This window comes from Streptacidiphilus carbonis, assembly GCF_000787775.1.
GTDB lineage: Bacteria > Actinomycetota > Actinomycetes > Streptomycetales > Streptomycetaceae > Streptacidiphilus > Streptacidiphilus carbonis.
Genome location: NZ_BBPM01000018.1, coordinates 128,267 through 145,265, shown reverse-complemented (window position 1 = coordinate 145,265; position 16,999 = coordinate 128,267). Strand labels below are relative to the sequence as shown.

The window sequence follows — 16,999 nt, the reverse complement described above, 5'->3', positions numbered from 1 at the left end:
GCGCAGGACGCGCCCGCGCCCGAGCCGTTCCCCGCGCCGCCGACCGCGCCCACCGCGCAGGCCGCCCCGGCGCCGGGGCCGCAGTCGGTACCGCAACCGGCACCGCAGTACGGCCCCGAGCCGGTGCAGTACCTGGAGGAGCCCCCGCTGGCCCGTCCGTTCGCCCCGGCCGCCCCCGGGATGTCCGCGGCCCCGCAGTCGGTGCTCGGGTTCCGGCCGGTGCCCCGGTCCCGCCCGGTCCCTGACCCCGACCCGGTCGCCGTGCTCACCAAGCTGGCCGCGGCCCGGCACCGCCTCCCGGTCGAGCCCGAGCCGGTCGAGGCCGGGCCGGTCCAGGACGACGAGGGCCACGAGGTGTGGTTCGCCACCAGGAACGTGCCCGATCCGGCGGTCGAGCCGGAGCACGACGCCGACACCGCCGACCCCCTGGACGCCTACCTCGACGGGCTGCTCAGCTACCGCGAGGCGCACGGCGTCGACCCCGACCCGCAGGGGCTCTCCGAGCACCTGTTCACCGCCCACGGCCTGGCCGCGCCCAGCGGCGACCAGCCGATCAGCGCCGAGGCGCTGCGCCGGCGCTGGCCGGAGCTCCAGCAGCGCTACGCCGCCCGCTTCGAGTAACCCGCTCCTGGCGAACCCCGCTCCCGGCAACCCCGCTCCTGGCAACACCGCTGAGGTTGTGTCACAACTCCTCTACACAGCGCCCGGGCACGATGCGATCGGGCCGAACGTCTTGCACTATGGGATAAGACGTCGTGCCCGGGCCCTGGCGCCGGGCGCACTCGGGGAGGTCGCCGTTGTCCACGAACCCGCCGCACCAGCAGCCGAAGCATCCGATGCAGCAGTGGCAGGACGCCCAGTCGGGACGTCCCGGGCGACCGGCTGCGCCCTACCGACAGCCGCAGGCCCCGGCGCCTGCCCGACCGGTCATGGACGAGATCGCCGGCATGCGCGCCTCGCACGCGGACCGGGAGCGGACCATCGACGTCCTGAAGTCCGCCTACGCCGAGGGCAGGCTCACCCCGGACGAGTACAACGAACGGGTGGAGCAGATCTACCGCTCGCACACCTACGGCGAGCTGTCCGGCGTCGTCCAGGACCTCCCCAGCGGTCCCATGCCGGTGCCGTACCTGACCCCGGCACCGGTGATCCCGGCCGCCTTCGCGCCCTACCCGGGCACCTATCCGCTGCCCAGCCCCTATACCTACGGCCGCCCGTTCGACCCCTACAGCCCGAACCCCTACGCCCCGCCGCCCCGGCTGCGCCGCACCAACGGCCTCGCGGTGGCCGCGCTGGTGCTGGGGCTGGCCGAGCTGCCGACGCTGGGGGCGACCGCCCTGCCCGCGCTGATCTGCGGCCACATCGCCCGCGGCCAGCTGCGCGACCGGGAGGAGGACGGCGACGGGATGGCCGTGGCGGGTATCGTGCTGGGCTGGCTCGCGGTGGCCATCTGGTTCGTGTTCATCTTCGTCGGCGTGGCCGCCTCGCACGGCGGCCCCGGCAATGGGATGATGCCCGCCCCCGCAGCCGGCGGCTGAGGCCGGCGCGCCTGCATACTCCGCCGGTGTCCGCAACTCCTCCGGTGCCACTCTCCTGACCTGCGGCTGCCCATTTGTTTTGACCCGCGCCGATGCGCTAGGTACGCTCTGACCTTGTGCCTGGGGTGTCCCCGGGTCTCTTGTGCGTGCGTGCAAATCAGGCCGCCGCGTCATGGGAACCGCGCTTCCACACCGCTCCTCCGCAAGGAGTCGAGGGGATGGGAAGCGGCCCGACACACCCGACCGCGTGGGTCGGAGTCGGAGAGACACAACCAGGGTAGTTTCACCAGCGATGGCACAAAGAAGACGGAGATAGCGTGCCTACGATTCAGCAGCTGGTCCGAAAGGGCCGGCAGGACAAGGTCGAGAAGAACAAGACGCCCGCACTGAAGGGTTCCCCTCAGCGCCGCGGCGTCTGCACGCGTGTGTACACGACCACCCCGAAGAAGCCGAACTCGGCTCTCCGCAAGGTCGCCCGCGTGCGTCTCACCAGTGGTATTGAGGTCACCGCCTACATTCCGGGCGAGGGTCACAACCTGCAGGAGCACTCCATCGTGCTCGTGCGTGGCGGTCGTGTGAAGGACCTGCCGGGTGTGCGTTACAAGATCATCCGCGGCTCGCTGGACACCCAGGGTGTCAAGAACCGCAAGCAGGCCCGCAGCCGCTACGGCGCCAAGAAGGAGAAGTAAGCATGCCTCGTAAGGGCCCCGCCCCGAAGCGCCCGGTCATCATCGACCCGGTTTACGGCTCCCCTGTGGTGACGTCGCTCGTCAACAAGATCCTCCTGCACGGCAAGCGCTCCACCGCTGAGCGCATCGTGTACGGCGCCCTCGAGGGCGTCCGCGAGAAGACCGGTGCAGACCCGGTGGTCGCGCTCAAGCGCGCCCTGGAGAACGTCAAGCCGACCCTCGAGGTCAAGTCCCGCCGTGTCGGTGGCGCGACCTACCAGGTGCCGGTCGAGGTCAAGCCGGGCCGTGCCAACACGCTGGCGCTGCGCTGGCTCGTCGGTTACTCCCGCGCCCGTCGCGAGAAGACCATGACCGAGCGTCTGCTCAACGAGATCCTGGACGCGAGCAACGGTCTGGGCGCCTCCGTGAAGCGTCGCGAGGACACCCACAAGATGGCCGAGTCCAACAAGGCCTTCGCGCACTACCGCTGGTAGTCCGAACCCCGTCAGAACCAAGAAAGAGAGAGACGAGCCACCATGGCTGCAACCTCCCTTGACCTTGCCAGGGTCCGCAACATCGGGATCATGGCGCACATCGACGCGGGCAAGACGACCACCACTGAGCGGATCCTCTTCTACACCGGTGTCTCGTACAAGATCGGTGAGGTCCACGATGGCGCTGCCACCATGGACTGGATGGAGCAGGAGCAGGAGCGCGGCATCACGATCACGTCGGCCGCGACGACCTGTCACTGGACGGTTGACGGTGTGGACAACACCATCAACATCATCGACACGCCGGGCCACGTCGACTTCACCGTCGAGGTGGAGCGTTCGCTGCGCGTGCTCGACGGTGCCGTCACGGTGTTCGACGGTGTGGCCGGTGTCGAGCCCCAGTCCGAGACCGTGTGGCGTCAGGCCGACCGCTACAACGTCCCGCGCATCTGCTTCGTCAACAAGCTGGACCGCGTCGGCGCGGAGTTCTTCCGCTGCGTCGACTCGATCATCGACCGGCTGGGCGCGACCCCGCTGGTCATGCAGCTGCCGATCGGCGCCGAGGCCGACTTCCAGGGCGTCATCGACCTGGTCCGGATGAAGGCGCTGGTCTGGTCGGCCGAGGCCGCCAAGGGCGAGATGTACGACACCCTCGACATCCCGGCGTCGCACGCCGAGATCGCCGAGGAGTGGCGTGCCAAGCTCATCGAGACGGCCGCCGAGGGCGACGACGAGCTGATGGAGCTGTTCCTGGAGGGCGAGGAGCCCACCGAGGAGCAGCTGGTCGCCGGCATCCGCCGCGGCACCATCGCAGGCAGCTTCACCCCGGTCTTCTGCGGTACCGCGTTCAAGAACAAGGGCGTCCAGCCCCTGCTCGACGCGGTCGTGAAGTACCTCCCCTCCCCGATCGACGTCGAGGGCGTCATGGGCCACAAGCCCGGTGACGAGTCGGTGGAGATCTTCCGCAAGGCCTCGGACGAGGAGCCGCTGTCGGCGCTCGCGTTCAAGATCATGTCGGACCCGCACCTGGGCAAGCTCACCTTCATCCGGATCTACTCCGGGCGTCTTGAGGCCGGCACCGCCGTCCTCAACTCGGTGAAGGGCCGCAAGGAGCGCATCGGCAAGATCTACCGCATGCACGCCAACAAGCGTGAGGAGATCGACTCGGTGGGCGCCGGCGACATCGTCGCCGTCATGGGTCTCAAGCAGACCACCACCGGCGAGACCCTGAGCGACGACAAGCAGCCGGTCATCCTGGAGTCCATGGACTTCCCGGCGCCGGTCATCCGCGTCGCCATCGAGCCCAAGTCCAAGGGCGACCAGGAGCGTCTGGGCGTCGCGATCCAGCGGCTGGCCGAGGAGGACCCGTCCTTCCAGGTCAACACCGACGAGGAGACCGGCCAGACGATCATCGCGGGTATGGGCGAGCTGCACCTCGAGGTGCTGGTCGACCGTATGAAGCGTGAGTTCCGGGTCGAGGCCAACGTCGGCAAGCCGCAGGTCGCGTACCGCGAGACGATCCGCAAGGCCGTCGAGCGCATCGACTACACGCACAAGAAGCAGACCGGTGGTTCCGGCCAGTTCGCGAAGATCCAGATCGCGATCGAGCCGCTGGACACCGCCGAGGGCTACGAGTTCGTGAACAAGGTCACCGGTGGCCGCGTTCCGAAGGAGTACATCCCCTCGGTCGACGCCGGTGCGCAGGAGGCCATGGAGTTCGGCGTGCTCGCCGGCTACCCGCTCCAGGGCGTCCGCGTGATCCTGCTCGACGGTGCCTCGCACGACGTCGACTCCTCGGAGCTGGCGTTCAAGATCGCCGGTTCGATGGCCTTCAAGGAGGGTGCCCGCAAGGCGTCCCCCGTGCTCCTCGAGCCGATGATGGCCGTCGAGGTCACCACGCCCGAGGACTACATGGGCGATGTGATCGGCGACATCAACTCCCGCCGTGGCCAGATCCAGGCCATGGAGGAGCGCAGCGGCGCCCGGGTCGTCAAGGCCCTGGTCCCGCTGTCCGAGATGTTCGGCTACGTCGGCGACCTGCGCAGCAAGACGTCGGGCCGCGCCAGCTACTCGATGCAGTTCGACTCGTACGCCGAGGTTCCCCGGAACGTGGCGGAAGAGATCATCGCTAAGGCCAAGGGCGAGTAGGGACCGGGACATCCCGGTACGTACCACCCTTTAGGCTGTAGGAGGTTGTCCGGGGGTCTGCCGCAAGGCGACTCCCGGGCCCCTCCGGCCCCCACCCCCGGGCCGGAACCGGGCGCTGAACACCAGGCGGCGGAACCGGCGCGATATCAGACCACCTGACGTCGTACGGCGTACAGAACCAGTCCTCAGGAGGACCCAGTGGCGAAGGCGAAGTTCGAGCGGACGAAGCCCCACGTCAACATCGGCACCATCGGTCACATCGACCACGGTAAGACGACCCTTACCGCGGCGATCACCAAGGTGCTGCACGACGCGTACCCGAACCTGAACGAGGCCTCGGCCTTCGACCAGATCGACAAGGCGCCGGAAGAGCGTCAGCGCGGTATCACCATCTCCATCGCGCACGTCGAGTACCAGACCGAGGCGCGTCACTACGCCCACGTCGACTGCCCCGGTCACGCGGACTACATCAAGAACATGATCACCGGTGCCGCCCAGATGGACGGCGCGATCCTGGTCGTGGCCGCCACCGACGGCCCGATGCCGCAGACCAAGGAGCACGTGCTCCTGGCCCGCCAGGTCGGCGTCCCCTACATCGTCGTCGCCCTGAACAAGGCCGACATGGTGGACGACGAGGAGATCCTGGAGCTCGTCGAGCTCGAGGTCCGCGAGCTGCTCTCCGAGTACGAGTTCCCGGGCGACGACCTGCCCGTCGTGCGCGTCTCGGCGCTGAAGGCGCTCGAGGGCGACAAGGAGTGGGGCGAGAAGCTGCTCGGCCTGATGGCCGCTGTGGACGAGGCCATCCCCACCCCGGCCCGCGAGGTCGACCTGCCGTTCCTGATGCCGATCGAGGACGTCTTCACGATCACCGGTCGTGGCACCGTCGTCACCGGCCGCATCGAGCGTGGTGTCCTGAAGGTCAACGAGACCGTTGACATCATCGGCATCAAGGAGCAGAAGACCACCACCACGGTCACCGGCATCGAGATGTTCCGCAAGCTGCTCGACGAGGGCCAGGCCGGTGAGAACGTCGGTCTGCTGCTCCGTGGCATCAAGCGCGAGGACGTCGAGCGCGGCCAGGTCATCATCAAGCCGGGTTCGGTCACGCCGCACACCGACTTCGAGGCCCAGGCCTACATCCTGTCGAAGGACGAGGGTGGCCGTCACACCCCCTTCTTCAACAACTACCGCCCGCAGTTCTACTTCCGCACCACGGACGTGACCGGCGTCGTGACCCTCCCCGAGGGCACCGAGATGGTCATGCCGGGCGACAACACCGCCATGACGGTCGCGCTGATCCAGCCGATCGCCATGGAGGAGGGCCTGAAGTTCGCCATCCGTGAGGGTGGCCGCACCGTCGGCGCCGGCCAGGTCACCAAGATCATCAAGTAGTCCTTGATCTGATCGACCTGCCTGCACCAGCAGCGCACCGCAAGGCCCCGCAGCATCCTGGATGCTGCGGGGCCTTCGTGTTTGCCGTGTGGACCATGTGCGCTAGGGTCCGCTGTGTGAAAATCGTAAGACTCCGGGAAAAGCAGACGAAGCCAATCGCTGACCGTGAGTCAACAGAAGGCGTGGTCTCCCGCCCGGCCGCTGCCGCGGCGCCCCGGCTCGGCTGGCTGGACGCGCTGCGCGGAGTGGCCGCTCTGACCGTTGCCGTCTACCACCTGGCGCTGCCGTTCTACTGGGTGCCCCACGCCAGGCACCTCCCGTCCTACGGGGACGAGGGGATCTTCGGAGTCCTGCTGTTCTTCCTGGTCAGCGGCTACATCGTGCCCGCCTCCCTGGAGCGCAGAGGGGACGTCAGAGCTTTCTGGATCGGCAGGATCTGCCGGATCTACCCGCTGATCATCGCGGTCGTCCTGGCCGGCCTGGTGTTGCTGCCCCGGGCCCACTCGACGATCTCGGACTACACCTTCGCGCATCCGCTGCTGTCCGCCGCAGCGCATCTGACGCTGCTTCAGGACCTGCTGGGCGTGAGCAGCGCGATCAACGTGCTGTGGACCCTCTCCTACGAGATGGTCTTCTACTTCCTGGTCAGCGCGCTCTTCGTGCTGGGATGGCACCGCCGCAGCACCCTGTTCGCCCTGCTCTTCGCGGTGGCGGCGCTGGCGCTCGGCAGTGTCACCGCGCCGCGGCTGCTCAGCACGGACCAGGCGTCGACCCGCGGCCTCGTCCTCGCCGCCGTGCTGGTCTTCCTGGTCGCGCTCGGCTGCATCCTCACCGGCAGCACCGTGCTGGTCCGGGCCGGCGCCGTGGCCCTGGGACTGCTGGGCCTGGTGGTCGTCACCACCAACGGCAGGAACGCGCTGTTCGGCAGCCTGATGATCCTGGCCACGATGTTCTCCGGAACCGTGGTCTACCGCGCCCAGCACCGCCAGATCAGTCGGGCCTGGGCCGCTGTCTCCTGCGCCGTCGTCGTACTGGCCGGCTTCCTGGTCGGCCCGCTGTACGCCCACGGCCCCGCCCTCGGCCGCCTCCTCAGCGGCACCTGGATGGGGTGGTCCTTCGCCTATGTCGCCGCCTGGGCGGTGTTCGCCCTGGGACTGGCGCTGCGGCACCGCACCTTCCCGCGGGTGCTCACCTGGCTGGGCGGGATCAGCTTCTCGGTCTATCTGATCCACGAGCCGGTGATCCATGGGATGAACGCCCTGCTCGCGAAGCACGGCGGGGTACCCCGGACGGCCCCCGGCAGGATCCTGCTGCTGGTCGCCTTCACGGCGGCGCTGCTGCTGCTCAGTCAGCTCGCCTACCGCCTGCTGGAGCTGCCCGGCCAGAGGCTGGGCCGCCGGCTCGTCCGCGGCGTCGGACGGCTGGACGCACGGCTGGACGCGCGGCGGGAAGCGGGGCGCTCCGCACGCTCCGGCCGGCCCGCGGCCGCCGGGGCCGCACTGCCGTCGCCCAGGGAGGATTCGGCGGACGACCCGGACGCCGTCGCTGCGGCCGGGGCTGCCGACGGCGACCAGGAGCGTGTCCGCCTCCGTTAGCGGCGGGGAAGCTCAGACAGCAGAACGGCCCCCGCCGACGACTGGCGGGGGCCGTTCCGGTCGGAGCCGGATGGGGGGGAGTGAATTCTCAGTGAACAGTGAGACCTGAGGTGAAGGCCTTGGTCTGCTCGTAGTCCGGCAGCAGACCGGAGGAGAGCGCCTCGGCGAGTGACGGCGCAGTCTCGTCCTTGGCCGAGAGCTGCGGAGCCGAGGCGGGCCACTCGATGGCCAGGTCCGGGTCCAGCGGGTGGACGCCGTGCTCACCGGTGGGACTGTAGGTCTCCGAGCAGAGGTAGGTCAGTGTGGCGTCGTCGGTGAGCGCGCAGAAGCCGTGGCCCAGGCCCTCCGAGAGGTAGACCGCGCGGCGGTCCGCGTCGTCCAGGCGGACGCCCTCCCACTGCCCGAAGGTGGGGGAGCCCACCCGCAGGTCCACGATCACGTCGAGCACCGCCCCGCGCACGCAGGTCACGTATTTGGCCTGGCCGGGCGGCACATCGGCGAAGTGGATGCCGCGGACCACGCCGGCCGCGGACACCGAGAGGTTGCCTTGGGCCAGCCGCAGCGGATGCCCGACCTCGGCGGCCAGGTGGTCGAAGCGGTACCACTCGGTGAACAGCCCGCGGGGGTCGCCGTGCAGCTGGGGGGTGATCTCCCAGGCGCCCTCGATGCCGAGCTCGCGGATCTTCATTCAGCCCCTCCTCGTGACGTGTTCGCAGCAGGGGCGGCCGGTCGCGGGTTCACGCGGGGGGCCGGGGAGTCGCCCTCCGGGGATTTGGAGCACGGGGTGCTCTCCTCTTCCAGCAGGCGGACCAGGTAGTCGCCGTAGCCGCTCTTCAACAGGGGTTCGGCCAGCTCACGGAGCTGCCCGTCGCTGATCAGGCCGCGGCGCCAGACCGCCTCCTCGATGCAGCCGATCTTCAGTCCCTGGCGTTCCTCGATCACCCGGACGAACTCGGAGGCCTGCACCATCGAGACGAAGGTCCCGGTGTCCAGCCAGGCCGTACCGCGGTCGAGGACGGTCACGCTCAGCTCACCCGCGCGCAGGTAGGCGTCGTTGACCGCGGTGATCTCCAGTTCGCCGCGGGCGCTGGGCTCCAGCGTGGCGGCGATCCCGACCACTCGGTTGTCGTAGAAGTACAGGCCGGGGACGGCATAGCGGGACTTGGGCTTCTCGGGCTTCTCCTCGATGGAGACCGCCTTGCCCGCGTCGTCGAATTCCACCACCCCGTAGGCGCACGGGTCCGCGACCGGGTAGGCGAAGATCCGGCCGCCGACCAGGCCGGAGTGGCCGGCCAGCCGGCTGCCGAGCCCGCTGCCGTGGAAGATGTTGTCGCCCAGGACCAGGGCGACCGAGTCGTCCCCGATGAAGTCGGCGCCGAGAACGAAGGCCTCGGCGATCCCGTTGGGCTTCTCCTGCACGGCGTAGCTCAGGCTCAGCCCCCACTGGGAGCCGTCGCCGAGCAGTCGCTCGAACTGGTCGCGGTCATTGGGGGTGGTGATGATCAGGATCTCGTCGACCCCGGCCATCACCAGCGTCGAGAGCGGGTAGTAGACCATCGGTTTGTCGAATACGGGCAGGAGTTGCTTCGACACGGCACGGGTGAGCGGCCACAGACGCGAGCCGGTCCCACCCGCCAGGAGGATTCCACGCATGGACGGAGTTTAGACCGGGCGAGGACCGCCACTGTGCGCCCCGTATGATGCCTCGTGGTACTCAGGTCGACCACATGAGATCTCTCCCCGGGAAGTTGGAGCATGCGAATTCTCGTAACCGGCGGCGCCGGATTCATCGGTTCCGAGTTCGTTCGCCAGTTGCTGGGCGCCGACCCCAGGGCCCGGATCACGGTCCTGGACAAACTGACCTACTCGGGCGTCGAGGAGAACCTCGCCCCGGTGGCGGACCACCCCGGCTACGCCTTCGTCCGCGGCGACATCTGCGACGCGGACATTGTCGACCAGGTCATGCCCGGCCACGACGCCGTGGTGCACTTCGCCGCCGAGTCGCATGTGGACCGCTCCATCGCCGGCGCGGGCCCGTTCGTGACCACCAACGTGCTGGGAACCCAGGTGCTGCTGGACTCGGCCCGCAAGCACGGGGTCGGCCGCTTCGTCCACGTCTCCACCGACGAGGTCTACGGCTCCATCAGCGAGGGCTCCTGGACCGAGGAGTGGCCGCTGCAGCCAAACTCCCCGTACTCGGCCTCCAAGGCCGCCTCGGACCTGCTGGCGCTGGCCTACCACCGGACCCACGGCATGGACGTGGTGGTGACCCGCTGCTCCAACAACTACGGGCACTACCAGTTCCCGGAGAAGGTCATCCCGCTGTTCACCACCAACCTGCTGGACGGCAAGAAGGTCCCGCTGTACGGCACCGGCGGCAACATCCGCGACTGGCTGCACGTCTCGGACCACTGCCGGGGGATCGAGCTGGCGCTGCTCAAGGGCCGGGCCGGCCAGGTCTACAACATCGGCGGCGGCACCGAGATCACCAACAAGGAGCTCACCGGACTGCTGCTGGACGCGGCCGGCGCCGGCTGGGACATGGTGGTGCCGGTCGAGGACCGCAAGGGCCACGACCTCCGCTACTCGCTGGACATCACCAAGATCGGCGACGAGCTCGGCTACGCCCCGCAGGTCCGGTTCGAGGACGGCCTCGCCGCCACCATCGCCTGGTACCGCGACAACCGCGCCTGGTGGGAGCCGCTGAAGCAGAAGGCGGCGCTGGAGTCGTGAGCGACATGCTGTCGAGCCGCTGGCTCGTGACAGGTTCGGCCGGGATGCTCGGCACGGACCTGCTGGCCGTGCTCGACGGGGTCCCCGGGATCGAGACCACCGCCGTGACCAGGGCGGAGCTCGACGTCACCGACCCGGCGGCAGTACGCGCCGCGGTGGCCGGGCACGACGTCGTGGTGAACGCCGCGGCCTGGACCGACGTCGACGGCGCCGAGGCCCAGGAGGCCGCCGCCACGGCGGTCAACGGCGCGGCCGTCCGAAACCTGGCCGGAGCCTGCGCGGAGCAGGGAGCGGTGCTGCTGCACGTCTCCACCGACTACGTCTTCGACGGCAGGGGCACCTCCCCCTACCCCGAGGACGCGCCGACCGACCCGCTCAACGCCTACGGCCGCTCCAAGCTGGTCGGCGAGCAGGCCGTGCTGGAGCTGCTGCCCACCCTCGGCTACGTGGTGCGGACGGCCTGGCTCTACGGGGAGCACGGCGGAAACTTCGTCGCCACCATGCTCAAGCTGGCCGGCCGGATGGACCGACTGACGGTGGTCGACGACCAGCGCGGCCAGCCGACCTGGTCGCTGGAGCTGGCCCGGCAGCTGGTCGCCCTCGGCCGGGCCGCCCGGCAGGGCACCGCCCCGGCCGGGGTCTACCACGGCACCGCCTCGGGGGAGACCACCTGGTTCGGCCTGGCCCGCGCCGCCTTCGAGCTGTCCGGTCTGGACCCGGAGCGGATCGGACCGACCACCTCGGACGCCTTCGTCCGTCCGGCCCCGCGCCCCGGCTACAGCGTGCTCGGCCACGACCGCTGGTCCGCCGCCGGCCTCAAGCCGCTCCCCGAGTGGCGCGAGAGCCTCGCGGCGGCGCTGCGGCGCCCCGCCTTCGCCCGGTTGACGCAGCCTGCGGACGACACGCCGGAATCCGAATGAGCAATCCGCTCGCACGGCTGATGAGGGTGGTCCCACCGGGGACGCATCTGGTCATCGGCGGTACGGCGGTCCTCGGGGCCGCCTCGTACATCCAGATCGCGGTCGCGGGCCACGCCCTCAGCGGGGACTCCAAGCAGGCCGTCTCCGAGCTCTGGTCGCTGGTGATGACCCTCAGCCTCGGGCTGTTCTTCCCGATCGAGCAGGAGCTGACCCGGGTCGTCGCGGCCCGGATCGTCCGCGGCCACGGCGTGGCACCGGTGCTGCGCCGGGCCACCGTGCTGACCGTCGGGCTGCTCGCACTGATCACCGCGGCGCTGGCGCTGGCCGAGAAGCCGCTGGCGGACACCTTCTTCGGCGGTGACCGCGCCCTGGTCTGGGCCTTCGCGGCCGCGCTGGCCGGAATGGCGCTGGTCTACCTGACCCGCGGCATCCTGGCCGGTCTCGGCCTCTTCGACGCCTACGGCATGTCGCTGGGCCTGGACGGGCTGCTGCGGATCGTGCTGGCCGGCGCCCTGTTCGCGGCCGGCTCCCACTCCGCGCTGGCCTACGGCCTGGTGCTGACGGCGTCCCCGCTGCTGGCGATGGTGCTCACGCTGCCGGCCACCCTGCGCGGCTGCCGGCCTGGTCCGAAGATGCCGTGGTCCGAGCTGTTCCAGAACATCACCATGCTGATCGGCAGCTCGGTGCTGGCGCAGCTGGTGGTCAACGCCGCGGTGATCACCACGGCCCTGGTCACCGTCAACGCGGACCTGACCTTCGCGCTGCTGAGCGCGGGGGTGCTGTGCCGGGTCCCGCTCTTCGTCTTCGGTTCACTGCAGCCCACGCTGATGACCGGCCTGTCCACCGCGGCCACGTCGGGCGACCGGGCCGGCTTCCGCAAGCTGCTGCTGCAGACCTGCGGGGTGATCGCCGGTCTCGGGCTGCTCGGGGCGGTCCCGGCGGTGCTGGTGGGCTCCTGGCTGATCAGGGTGCTGCTCGGCGCCGCCGACGTGCTCGGACCGATGGACTTCTTCTGGTTCTCGGCCGGGACCATGTTCTACATGCTCGCCATGGTTGTGGGGCAGGCGCTGGTTGCGATGGACCGGCACAGGTCCCAGTTGGTCGGCTGGCTCAGCGGCACCGCGGTGCTGGTCGGGGTGACCTGCGTGCACGGATCCGTCGCAGTCCGCGTGGAGGTGGCATACTTCCTGGGCTCCCTGGTGGCGGCTCTGGTGATGCTCGCTCTTGTCTGGGGCTCACTCGGGCGTAGGACACTGTCCACGGCAACGGTCGGAGGGGCGGACTCCGGTGCTTCCGGGGCCGACCGGCAGCAGCGCCTCTCCACGGATATCTTCTAGCTGAGCTACTTCGAACGAAAGGCAAGGCAGTCGTGCAACTCTCTGTGCTCACCTCCATCACCGGCGTGGTGGTGCTGGCGTGCATCCTGGAGCTGCTGCGCCGCCAGCAACTCCGGGAGAAATACGCGGCCATCTGGCTCGCCATCGGTGTCGTGGTGGCACCGCTCGGCTTCTTCCCGACCGTGCTGAACGGGGTGGCCCACAAGATCGGCGTCGCCAATGGCGCCAGTCTGGTGCTGTTCGCGGGCTTCATCCTGGTGCTGCTGGTCTGCCTGCACCTGAGCTGGGAGGCGAGTCGGCTGGAGGCGGAGACCCGGATCCTGTCCGAGGAGGTCGCCCTGGTCCGCAGCAAGGTCGGCGAGCACACCGTACTGCTGGAGGCGCTGAAGGCGGACCGGCAGCGTACCGGCCCCCGCGCCGAGCCGGCCGAGCGCCATGAGCCGGTCGGGCGCCATGAGCCGGCCAAGGAAGAGCAAGAGGTCCAGGCGTGAACGAGCAGCAGAAGGTCCTGATCATCCTGCCGGCCTGGAACGAGTCCGAGGGCCTGCCGTCGGTGCTGAAGGAGATCCAGACCAAGATCCCCTTCGCCGACGCCCTGGTCGTCGACGACGGATCGTCCGACGACACCGCCCGGGTGGCCGCCGAGGCCGGCGCCAATGTGGTGCGCCTGCCCTACAACCTCGGCGTGGGCGGGGCCATGCGGCTGGGCTACCGCTACGCCCACGAGCACGACTACGACGTCGCCATACAGGTGGACGCGGACGGCCAGCACGACCCCGGTTTCGTCCCCGACCTGCTGGCCGCGCTGGACACGGTGGACCTGGCCATCGGGGCGCGGTTCGCGGGTGTCGGCGACTATGCCGTCCGCGGCCCGCGGAAGCTGGCCATGGGGCTGCTGTCGGTGGTGCTGTCGCGGATAGCGCGCACCAAGCTCACCGACACCACCTCGGGCTTCCGGGCCTGCAACCGGCAGCTGATCGAGTTCTTCGCGCACTGGTACCCGGTGGAGTACCTCGGCGACACGGTCGAGAGCATGGTCGGCGCCGTGCGCTGCGGCTTCACCGTGCGCCAGGTCCCGGTCGCCATGCGCGAGCGGACCACCGGCACCCCCAGTGCTTCCCCGGTCAAGGCCATGGTCTACCTCGGCCGGGCCGGCTTCGTGCTGATGCTCGCCATGATCCGACGGATGCCCGAACGCGACATCTCCGGGCGCTCCCCCCGCACCTCGATCGCCGGGGCCACCAAGTGACGGCCGAGAGCCCGCAGTTCGACATCATGCTGCCCTACTACGGCGATGTCGGGCTGATGCAGGACGCCGTGCGCAGCGTCCTGGCGCTGGACGGCGACGACTGGCGGCTCACCGTGGTCGACGACGGCACCGAACCCGACGTCCCGGGCTGGTTCGAGGAGCTGGCCGACCCGCGGGTCCGCTACTTCCGCAACGAGCACAACCTCGGGGTCACCGGCAACTTCAACCGCTGCCTGGAACTCGCCACGTTCGACCATGTGGTGCTGATGGGCTGCGACGACCTGATGCACCCGAACTACCTGCGGGTGGTCCGGGAGGCACTGCGGTCGGCGCCCGACGCGGCGATGGTCCAGCCCGGGGTGGTGGTGATCGACAGCGCCGGGCAGCCGGTGGACACCCTGGCCGACTCGGTGAAGCGGCGGCTCTACGCGCCCAGGCACCAGGGGGCCGGCGAACTCGGCGGCGAGGAGCTGGCGGCCGGTCTGCTGCGCGGCAACTGGCTCTACTTCCCGTCGATCTGCTGGCGCACCGACGCGGTCCGGGAACGCGGCTTCCGCGAGGACCTGAAGGTCATCCAGGACCTGGCACTGGTGATGGAGCTCATCGTGGCGGGGGAGCGGCTGGCCGTCGCCGAGGAGGTCTGCTTCAGCTACCGCCGCCACGCCATGAGCGAGTCGTCCGCCAAGGCCTTCACCGGGGACCGCTTCACCGAGGCCCAGCGCTTCTTCCTGGAGACGGCGGCGCAGCTGGACGGCATGGGCTGGAACCGTGCCGCGCTGGCCGCCCGCCGCCACCGTTCGACCAGGCTGCACGCGCTGACCCTGGCCCCTGCCGCGATCAGCCGGGGCAAGGTGCGCGCGGCTGGCACACTGGTCCGGTTCGCGGTGGGACCGCCGGTGGCGTCGGCAGGCCGGTAGCGGTCCTCCAGCACCAGGCAGCACGCACCGGTACGACAAATGATCTGCGTCGGGAGAGTGGCAAGGAATGGATGGCGTCGACAGCGCGGTCGGCGGGGCCGGTTCGGCGACGCCCGCCGCGGTTGATCCCGAGGAGCGTACGGAGAGCCGGCAGCGGGTCGGCGGAGAGCGCGCCGGCGGCGCGGCGGCGCGGGCGCGCGGACTGCTGGGCAGGCCGTGGTCGGTGCCTGCCCTGCTGGCGGTCGCCTACGTCGTGCAGGTCGTGTTCCGACTGGTGCTGGTGGTGTCGTTCAAGTACCCCAGCGTGCATCCGGACGAGGACGCCTACCTGGTGCTCGCCCGGATCCTGGCCGGCGGCACCAACACCGCGATGCCGGCCAACGAGGTGCTGCCCGGCGGCTATCCGCTGCTGATCACACCCGCGCTCTGGATCGCGCACAACGCGCAGACGGCGTACCGGCTGGTGCTGCTGACCAACGCGCTGCTGAACGCGCTGGTGCTGCCCGCCGCCTACGTCTTCCTGCGGCGCCTGGAACTGGGCCGGAAGCCGGCCCTGCTGGGGGCGTTCGGGGTCTCGCTGATCACCCCGGTGGTGTTCTACTCGCAGTTCGCGATGACCGACGTGATATTCCCGTTGCTGGTGCTGTGCTGGCTGTTCTGCATGCACAGCTGGCTCACCGCCGGGTCCAGCACCCGGGTGCGGGCCTGGTACGGGGCGGGCTCCGGACTGGCGGCCTCGTACGCGATGGCGACCCACGACCGCGGCGGGGTCCTGGTGGCCATCACCGGTGCGGTGCTGCTGCTCGTCCTGGTGCTGCGCTGGGTGCCCTGGTCGGCGGCGTTCGCGATGGCGGCCGGTCTGGCACTCGGGTTCGGGCTGGACAAGTTCCTGGTGCACCACTTCCTGGCGCGGACCCACAGCGTCCCCAGCGCGGTCGGCACCGCCGTCTTCCAGGGGCTGTTCGACCGCAGCCTGCTGGACCGCAACCTCAGCCGGACCCTGGGCCAGCTCTGGTACTTCTGCACCTCGACCTGGGGACTGGGCGCGCTGGGCATCGTGCTGTGCGCGGTGGTGCTGTTCGCGCGCGGCAGCAGCCGTCCGAACCGGGTGGTCGCCGGAGTGATGCTGGCGACCCTCTTCGGCGTCGCCCTGGCCTCCGCGTCCGGGCTTCCGCCCGACCACCGGATCGACACCTGGATCTACGCCCGGTACCTGACCCTGCTGGCCCCGGCGATGTTCGCGGTCGGCCTGGCCGGAATGGTCCGACTGAGCCGGACCGAGCTGATCCGCGCCGCAGCGGCGGCGCTGGGGCTGCTCGCCGTTCTGACGGCCTTCGTGGTCGTGCACATCAGCCCCAACTTCAGCAAGGACGGCCTGGTCCCCTGGGGGCTGCCGGACGCGCTGGTCCTGGGTGCGGACCCCGGGCAGCTGCATGTGGCGCGGACCGCGGCGGTCTCGGCGCTGCTGCTGGTCCTGCTCGTGCTCCCGGTGGTGCGGTTCCGGCGCAGGGCGCTGGTGCCGGTCATGGTCGCCGTCACGCTGCTCGCCGCGGCGGAGACCACGGTGGTCACCCAGAAGGTCGTCAAGCCGTGGATCGCCGCTCGGCAGTACGCCGCGGTGGGCTTCATGGCCGACGCCGGGATCACCCCCGACGACAACGTGGTGCTGAGCCCGGCGACGGACTGGACCGTTCAGAAGACGATGCCGTTCGAGGTCTACCGGGGCAGCGTCTGGGTCCAGAGTCCGACCAAGCACGCCCTGCCCGCGAAGGCCGATGTCGCGGTCATCCAGGCGCCGCCGCAGGGTGAGCCGCTGACGGCGAGTTGGCCGGGCGCGCCGGCGGGCTGGTACCCGGTCAAGGCGCTGGCCAGCCATGCGGACGTGCACGGGGTCCCGGGGCCTGTCCCCGACGTCGTGGTGTGGCGCAAGAAGGGCTGAAGCGGGCGGTGAACGCAGGCGTTGAACCGCGCCAGCGCTGAACGCAGAACTGGCGGGTGCTCCTCGCGC

Annotated in this window: 15 protein-coding genes and 1 pseudogene; 14 read left to right on the top strand and 2 right to left on the bottom strand. The window is 69.9% G+C overall.

Annotated features, from left to right (window positions below; all coding sequences use genetic code 11):
• From TR46_RS42365 to TR46_RS16875, 7 genes and pseudogenes are all read left to right on the top strand, one after another.
• A pseudogene (locus tag TR46_RS42365) lies at window positions 1-621 on the top strand (hypothetical protein); the annotation flags it as partial.
• A gap of 176 nt (window positions 622-797) precedes the next feature.
• Window positions 798-1,538 (top strand): DUF1707 and DUF4190 domain-containing protein, encoded by a 741-nt coding sequence (locus tag TR46_RS16900; RefSeq protein WP_369405995.1) that lies wholly within the window; start codon window positions 798-800, stop codon window positions 1,536-1,538.
• 317 nt (window positions 1,539-1,855) lie between these two features.
• Window positions 1,856-2,227 (top strand): 30S ribosomal protein S12, encoded by a 372-nt coding sequence (gene rpsL / locus TR46_RS16895; RefSeq protein ID WP_014144289.1) that lies wholly within the window; start codon window positions 1,856-1,858, stop codon window positions 2,225-2,227.
• Window positions 2,228-2,229: 2 nt separating this feature from the next.
• The gene (rpsG, locus tag TR46_RS16890) at window positions 2,230-2,700 is read left to right on the top strand and encodes a 30S ribosomal protein S7 (RefSeq protein ID WP_030251646.1); all 471 of its coding nucleotides are present in this window, start codon (window positions 2,230-2,232) and stop codon (window positions 2,698-2,700) included.
• Between the two features lie 42 nt (window positions 2,701-2,742).
• The gene (gene fusA, locus TR46_RS16885) at window positions 2,743-4,848 is read left to right on the top strand and encodes an elongation factor G (protein ID WP_042401251.1); all 2,106 of its coding nucleotides are present in this window, start codon (window positions 2,743-2,745) and stop codon (window positions 4,846-4,848) included.
• Window positions 4,849-5,046: 198 nt separating this feature from the next.
• Window positions 5,047-6,240: an elongation factor Tu gene (gene tuf, locus TR46_RS16880; RefSeq protein ID WP_042401248.1), complete on the top strand. Its 1,194-nt coding sequence runs from the start codon at window positions 5,047-5,049 to the stop codon at window positions 6,238-6,240.
• A gap of 182 nt (window positions 6,241-6,422) precedes the next feature.
• The gene (locus TR46_RS16875; protein WP_052432869.1) at window positions 6,423-7,835 is read left to right on the top strand and encodes an acyltransferase family protein; all 1,413 of its coding nucleotides are present in this window, start codon (window positions 6,423-6,425) and stop codon (window positions 7,833-7,835) included.
• An 88-nt stretch (window positions 7,836-7,923) separates the two neighbouring features.
• Here the strand turns inward: TR46_RS16875 and rfbC are convergent, their stop codons facing one another.
• Both rfbC and rfbA read right to left on the bottom strand, forming a co-directional pair.
• Complete coding sequence (gene rfbC / locus TR46_RS16870) at window positions 7,924-8,523, bottom strand: dTDP-4-dehydrorhamnose 3,5-epimerase (RefSeq protein ID WP_042401244.1); 600 nt, start codon at window positions 8,521-8,523, stop codon at window positions 7,924-7,926.
• Complete coding sequence (rfbA, locus tag TR46_RS16865) at window positions 8,520-9,488, bottom strand: glucose-1-phosphate thymidylyltransferase RfbA (protein WP_084718585.1); 969 nt, start codon at window positions 9,486-9,488, stop codon at window positions 8,520-8,522. The genes rfbC and rfbA overlap by 4 nt, the downstream gene beginning before the upstream one ends.
• Before the next feature lie 102 nt (window positions 9,489-9,590).
• On the opposite strand from rfbA, the gene rfbB reads away from it, so the two are divergent.
• The 7 genes from rfbB to TR46_RS16830 all read left to right on the top strand — a co-directional run bounded on the left by rfbB (window position 9,591) and on the right by TR46_RS16830 (window position 16,930).
• Window positions 9,591-10,568, top strand: a complete 978-nt coding sequence (gene rfbB / locus TR46_RS16860) for a dTDP-glucose 4,6-dehydratase (RefSeq protein WP_042401241.1) — start codon at window positions 9,591-9,593, stop codon at window positions 10,566-10,568.
• Window positions 10,569-10,573: 5 nt separating this feature from the next.
• The gene (gene rfbD / locus TR46_RS16855; protein ID WP_042401329.1) at window positions 10,574-11,488 is read left to right on the top strand and encodes a dTDP-4-dehydrorhamnose reductase; all 915 of its coding nucleotides are present in this window, start codon (window positions 10,574-10,576) and stop codon (window positions 11,486-11,488) included.
• A complete protein-coding gene (locus TR46_RS16850; protein ID WP_052432868.1) occupies window positions 11,485-12,825 on the top strand; it encodes a lipopolysaccharide biosynthesis protein in 1,341 nt (446 codons plus the stop codon). Before rfbD ends, TR46_RS16850 begins: the two co-directional genes overlap by 4 nt.
• Window positions 12,826-12,857: 32 nt before the next feature.
• Window positions 12,858-13,316, top strand: a complete 459-nt coding sequence (locus TR46_RS16845) for a DUF2304 domain-containing protein (RefSeq protein WP_084718583.1) — start codon at window positions 12,858-12,860, stop codon at window positions 13,314-13,316.
• Entirely contained in the window at window positions 13,313-14,074 is a 762-nt protein-coding gene (locus TR46_RS16840) for a glycosyltransferase family 2 protein (protein WP_042401239.1), read from the top strand. Before TR46_RS16845 ends, TR46_RS16840 begins: the two co-directional genes overlap by 4 nt.
• On the top strand, window positions 14,071-14,991 hold the full coding sequence (locus TR46_RS16835) for a glycosyltransferase family 2 protein (RefSeq protein WP_236655354.1): 921 nt from the start codon (window positions 14,071-14,073) through the stop codon (window positions 14,989-14,991). Before TR46_RS16840 ends, TR46_RS16835 begins: the two co-directional genes overlap by 4 nt.
• A gap of 67 nt (window positions 14,992-15,058) precedes the next feature.
• Window positions 15,059-16,930: a glycosyltransferase family protein gene (locus TR46_RS16830; protein WP_042401236.1), complete on the top strand. Its 1,872-nt coding sequence runs from the start codon at window positions 15,059-15,061 to the stop codon at window positions 16,928-16,930.
• Window positions 16,931-16,999 lie beyond the last annotated feature (69 nt).

Excerpts from the sequence above, each read along its gene's own strand:
- rpsG (WP_030251646.1), top strand. The coding sequence starts at position 2,230 with ATGCCTCGTAAGGGCCCCGCCCCGAAGCGCCCGGTCATCATCGACCCG.
- fusA (WP_042401251.1), top strand. The coding sequence starts at position 2,743 with ATGGCTGCAACCTCCCTTGACCTTGCCAGGGTCCGCAACATCGGGATC.
- rfbC (WP_042401244.1), bottom strand. The coding sequence starts at position 8,523 with ATGAAGATCCGCGAGCTCGGCATCGAGGGCGCCTGGGAGATCACCCCC.
- rfbA (WP_084718585.1), bottom strand. The coding sequence starts at position 9,488 with ATGCGTGGAATCCTCCTGGCGGGTGGGACCGGCTCGCGTCTGTGGCCG.
- rfbB (WP_042401241.1), top strand. The coding sequence starts at position 9,591 with ATGCGAATTCTCGTAACCGGCGGCGCCGGATTCATCGGTTCCGAGTTC.
- rfbD (WP_042401329.1), top strand. The coding sequence starts at position 10,574 with ATGCTGTCGAGCCGCTGGCTCGTGACAGGTTCGGCCGGGATGCTCGGC.
- TR46_RS16850 (WP_052432868.1), top strand. The coding sequence starts at position 11,485 with ATGAGCAATCCGCTCGCACGGCTGATGAGGGTGGTCCCACCGGGGACG.
- TR46_RS16830 (WP_042401236.1), top strand. The coding sequence starts at position 15,059 with ATGGATGGCGTCGACAGCGCGGTCGGCGGGGCCGGTTCGGCGACGCCC.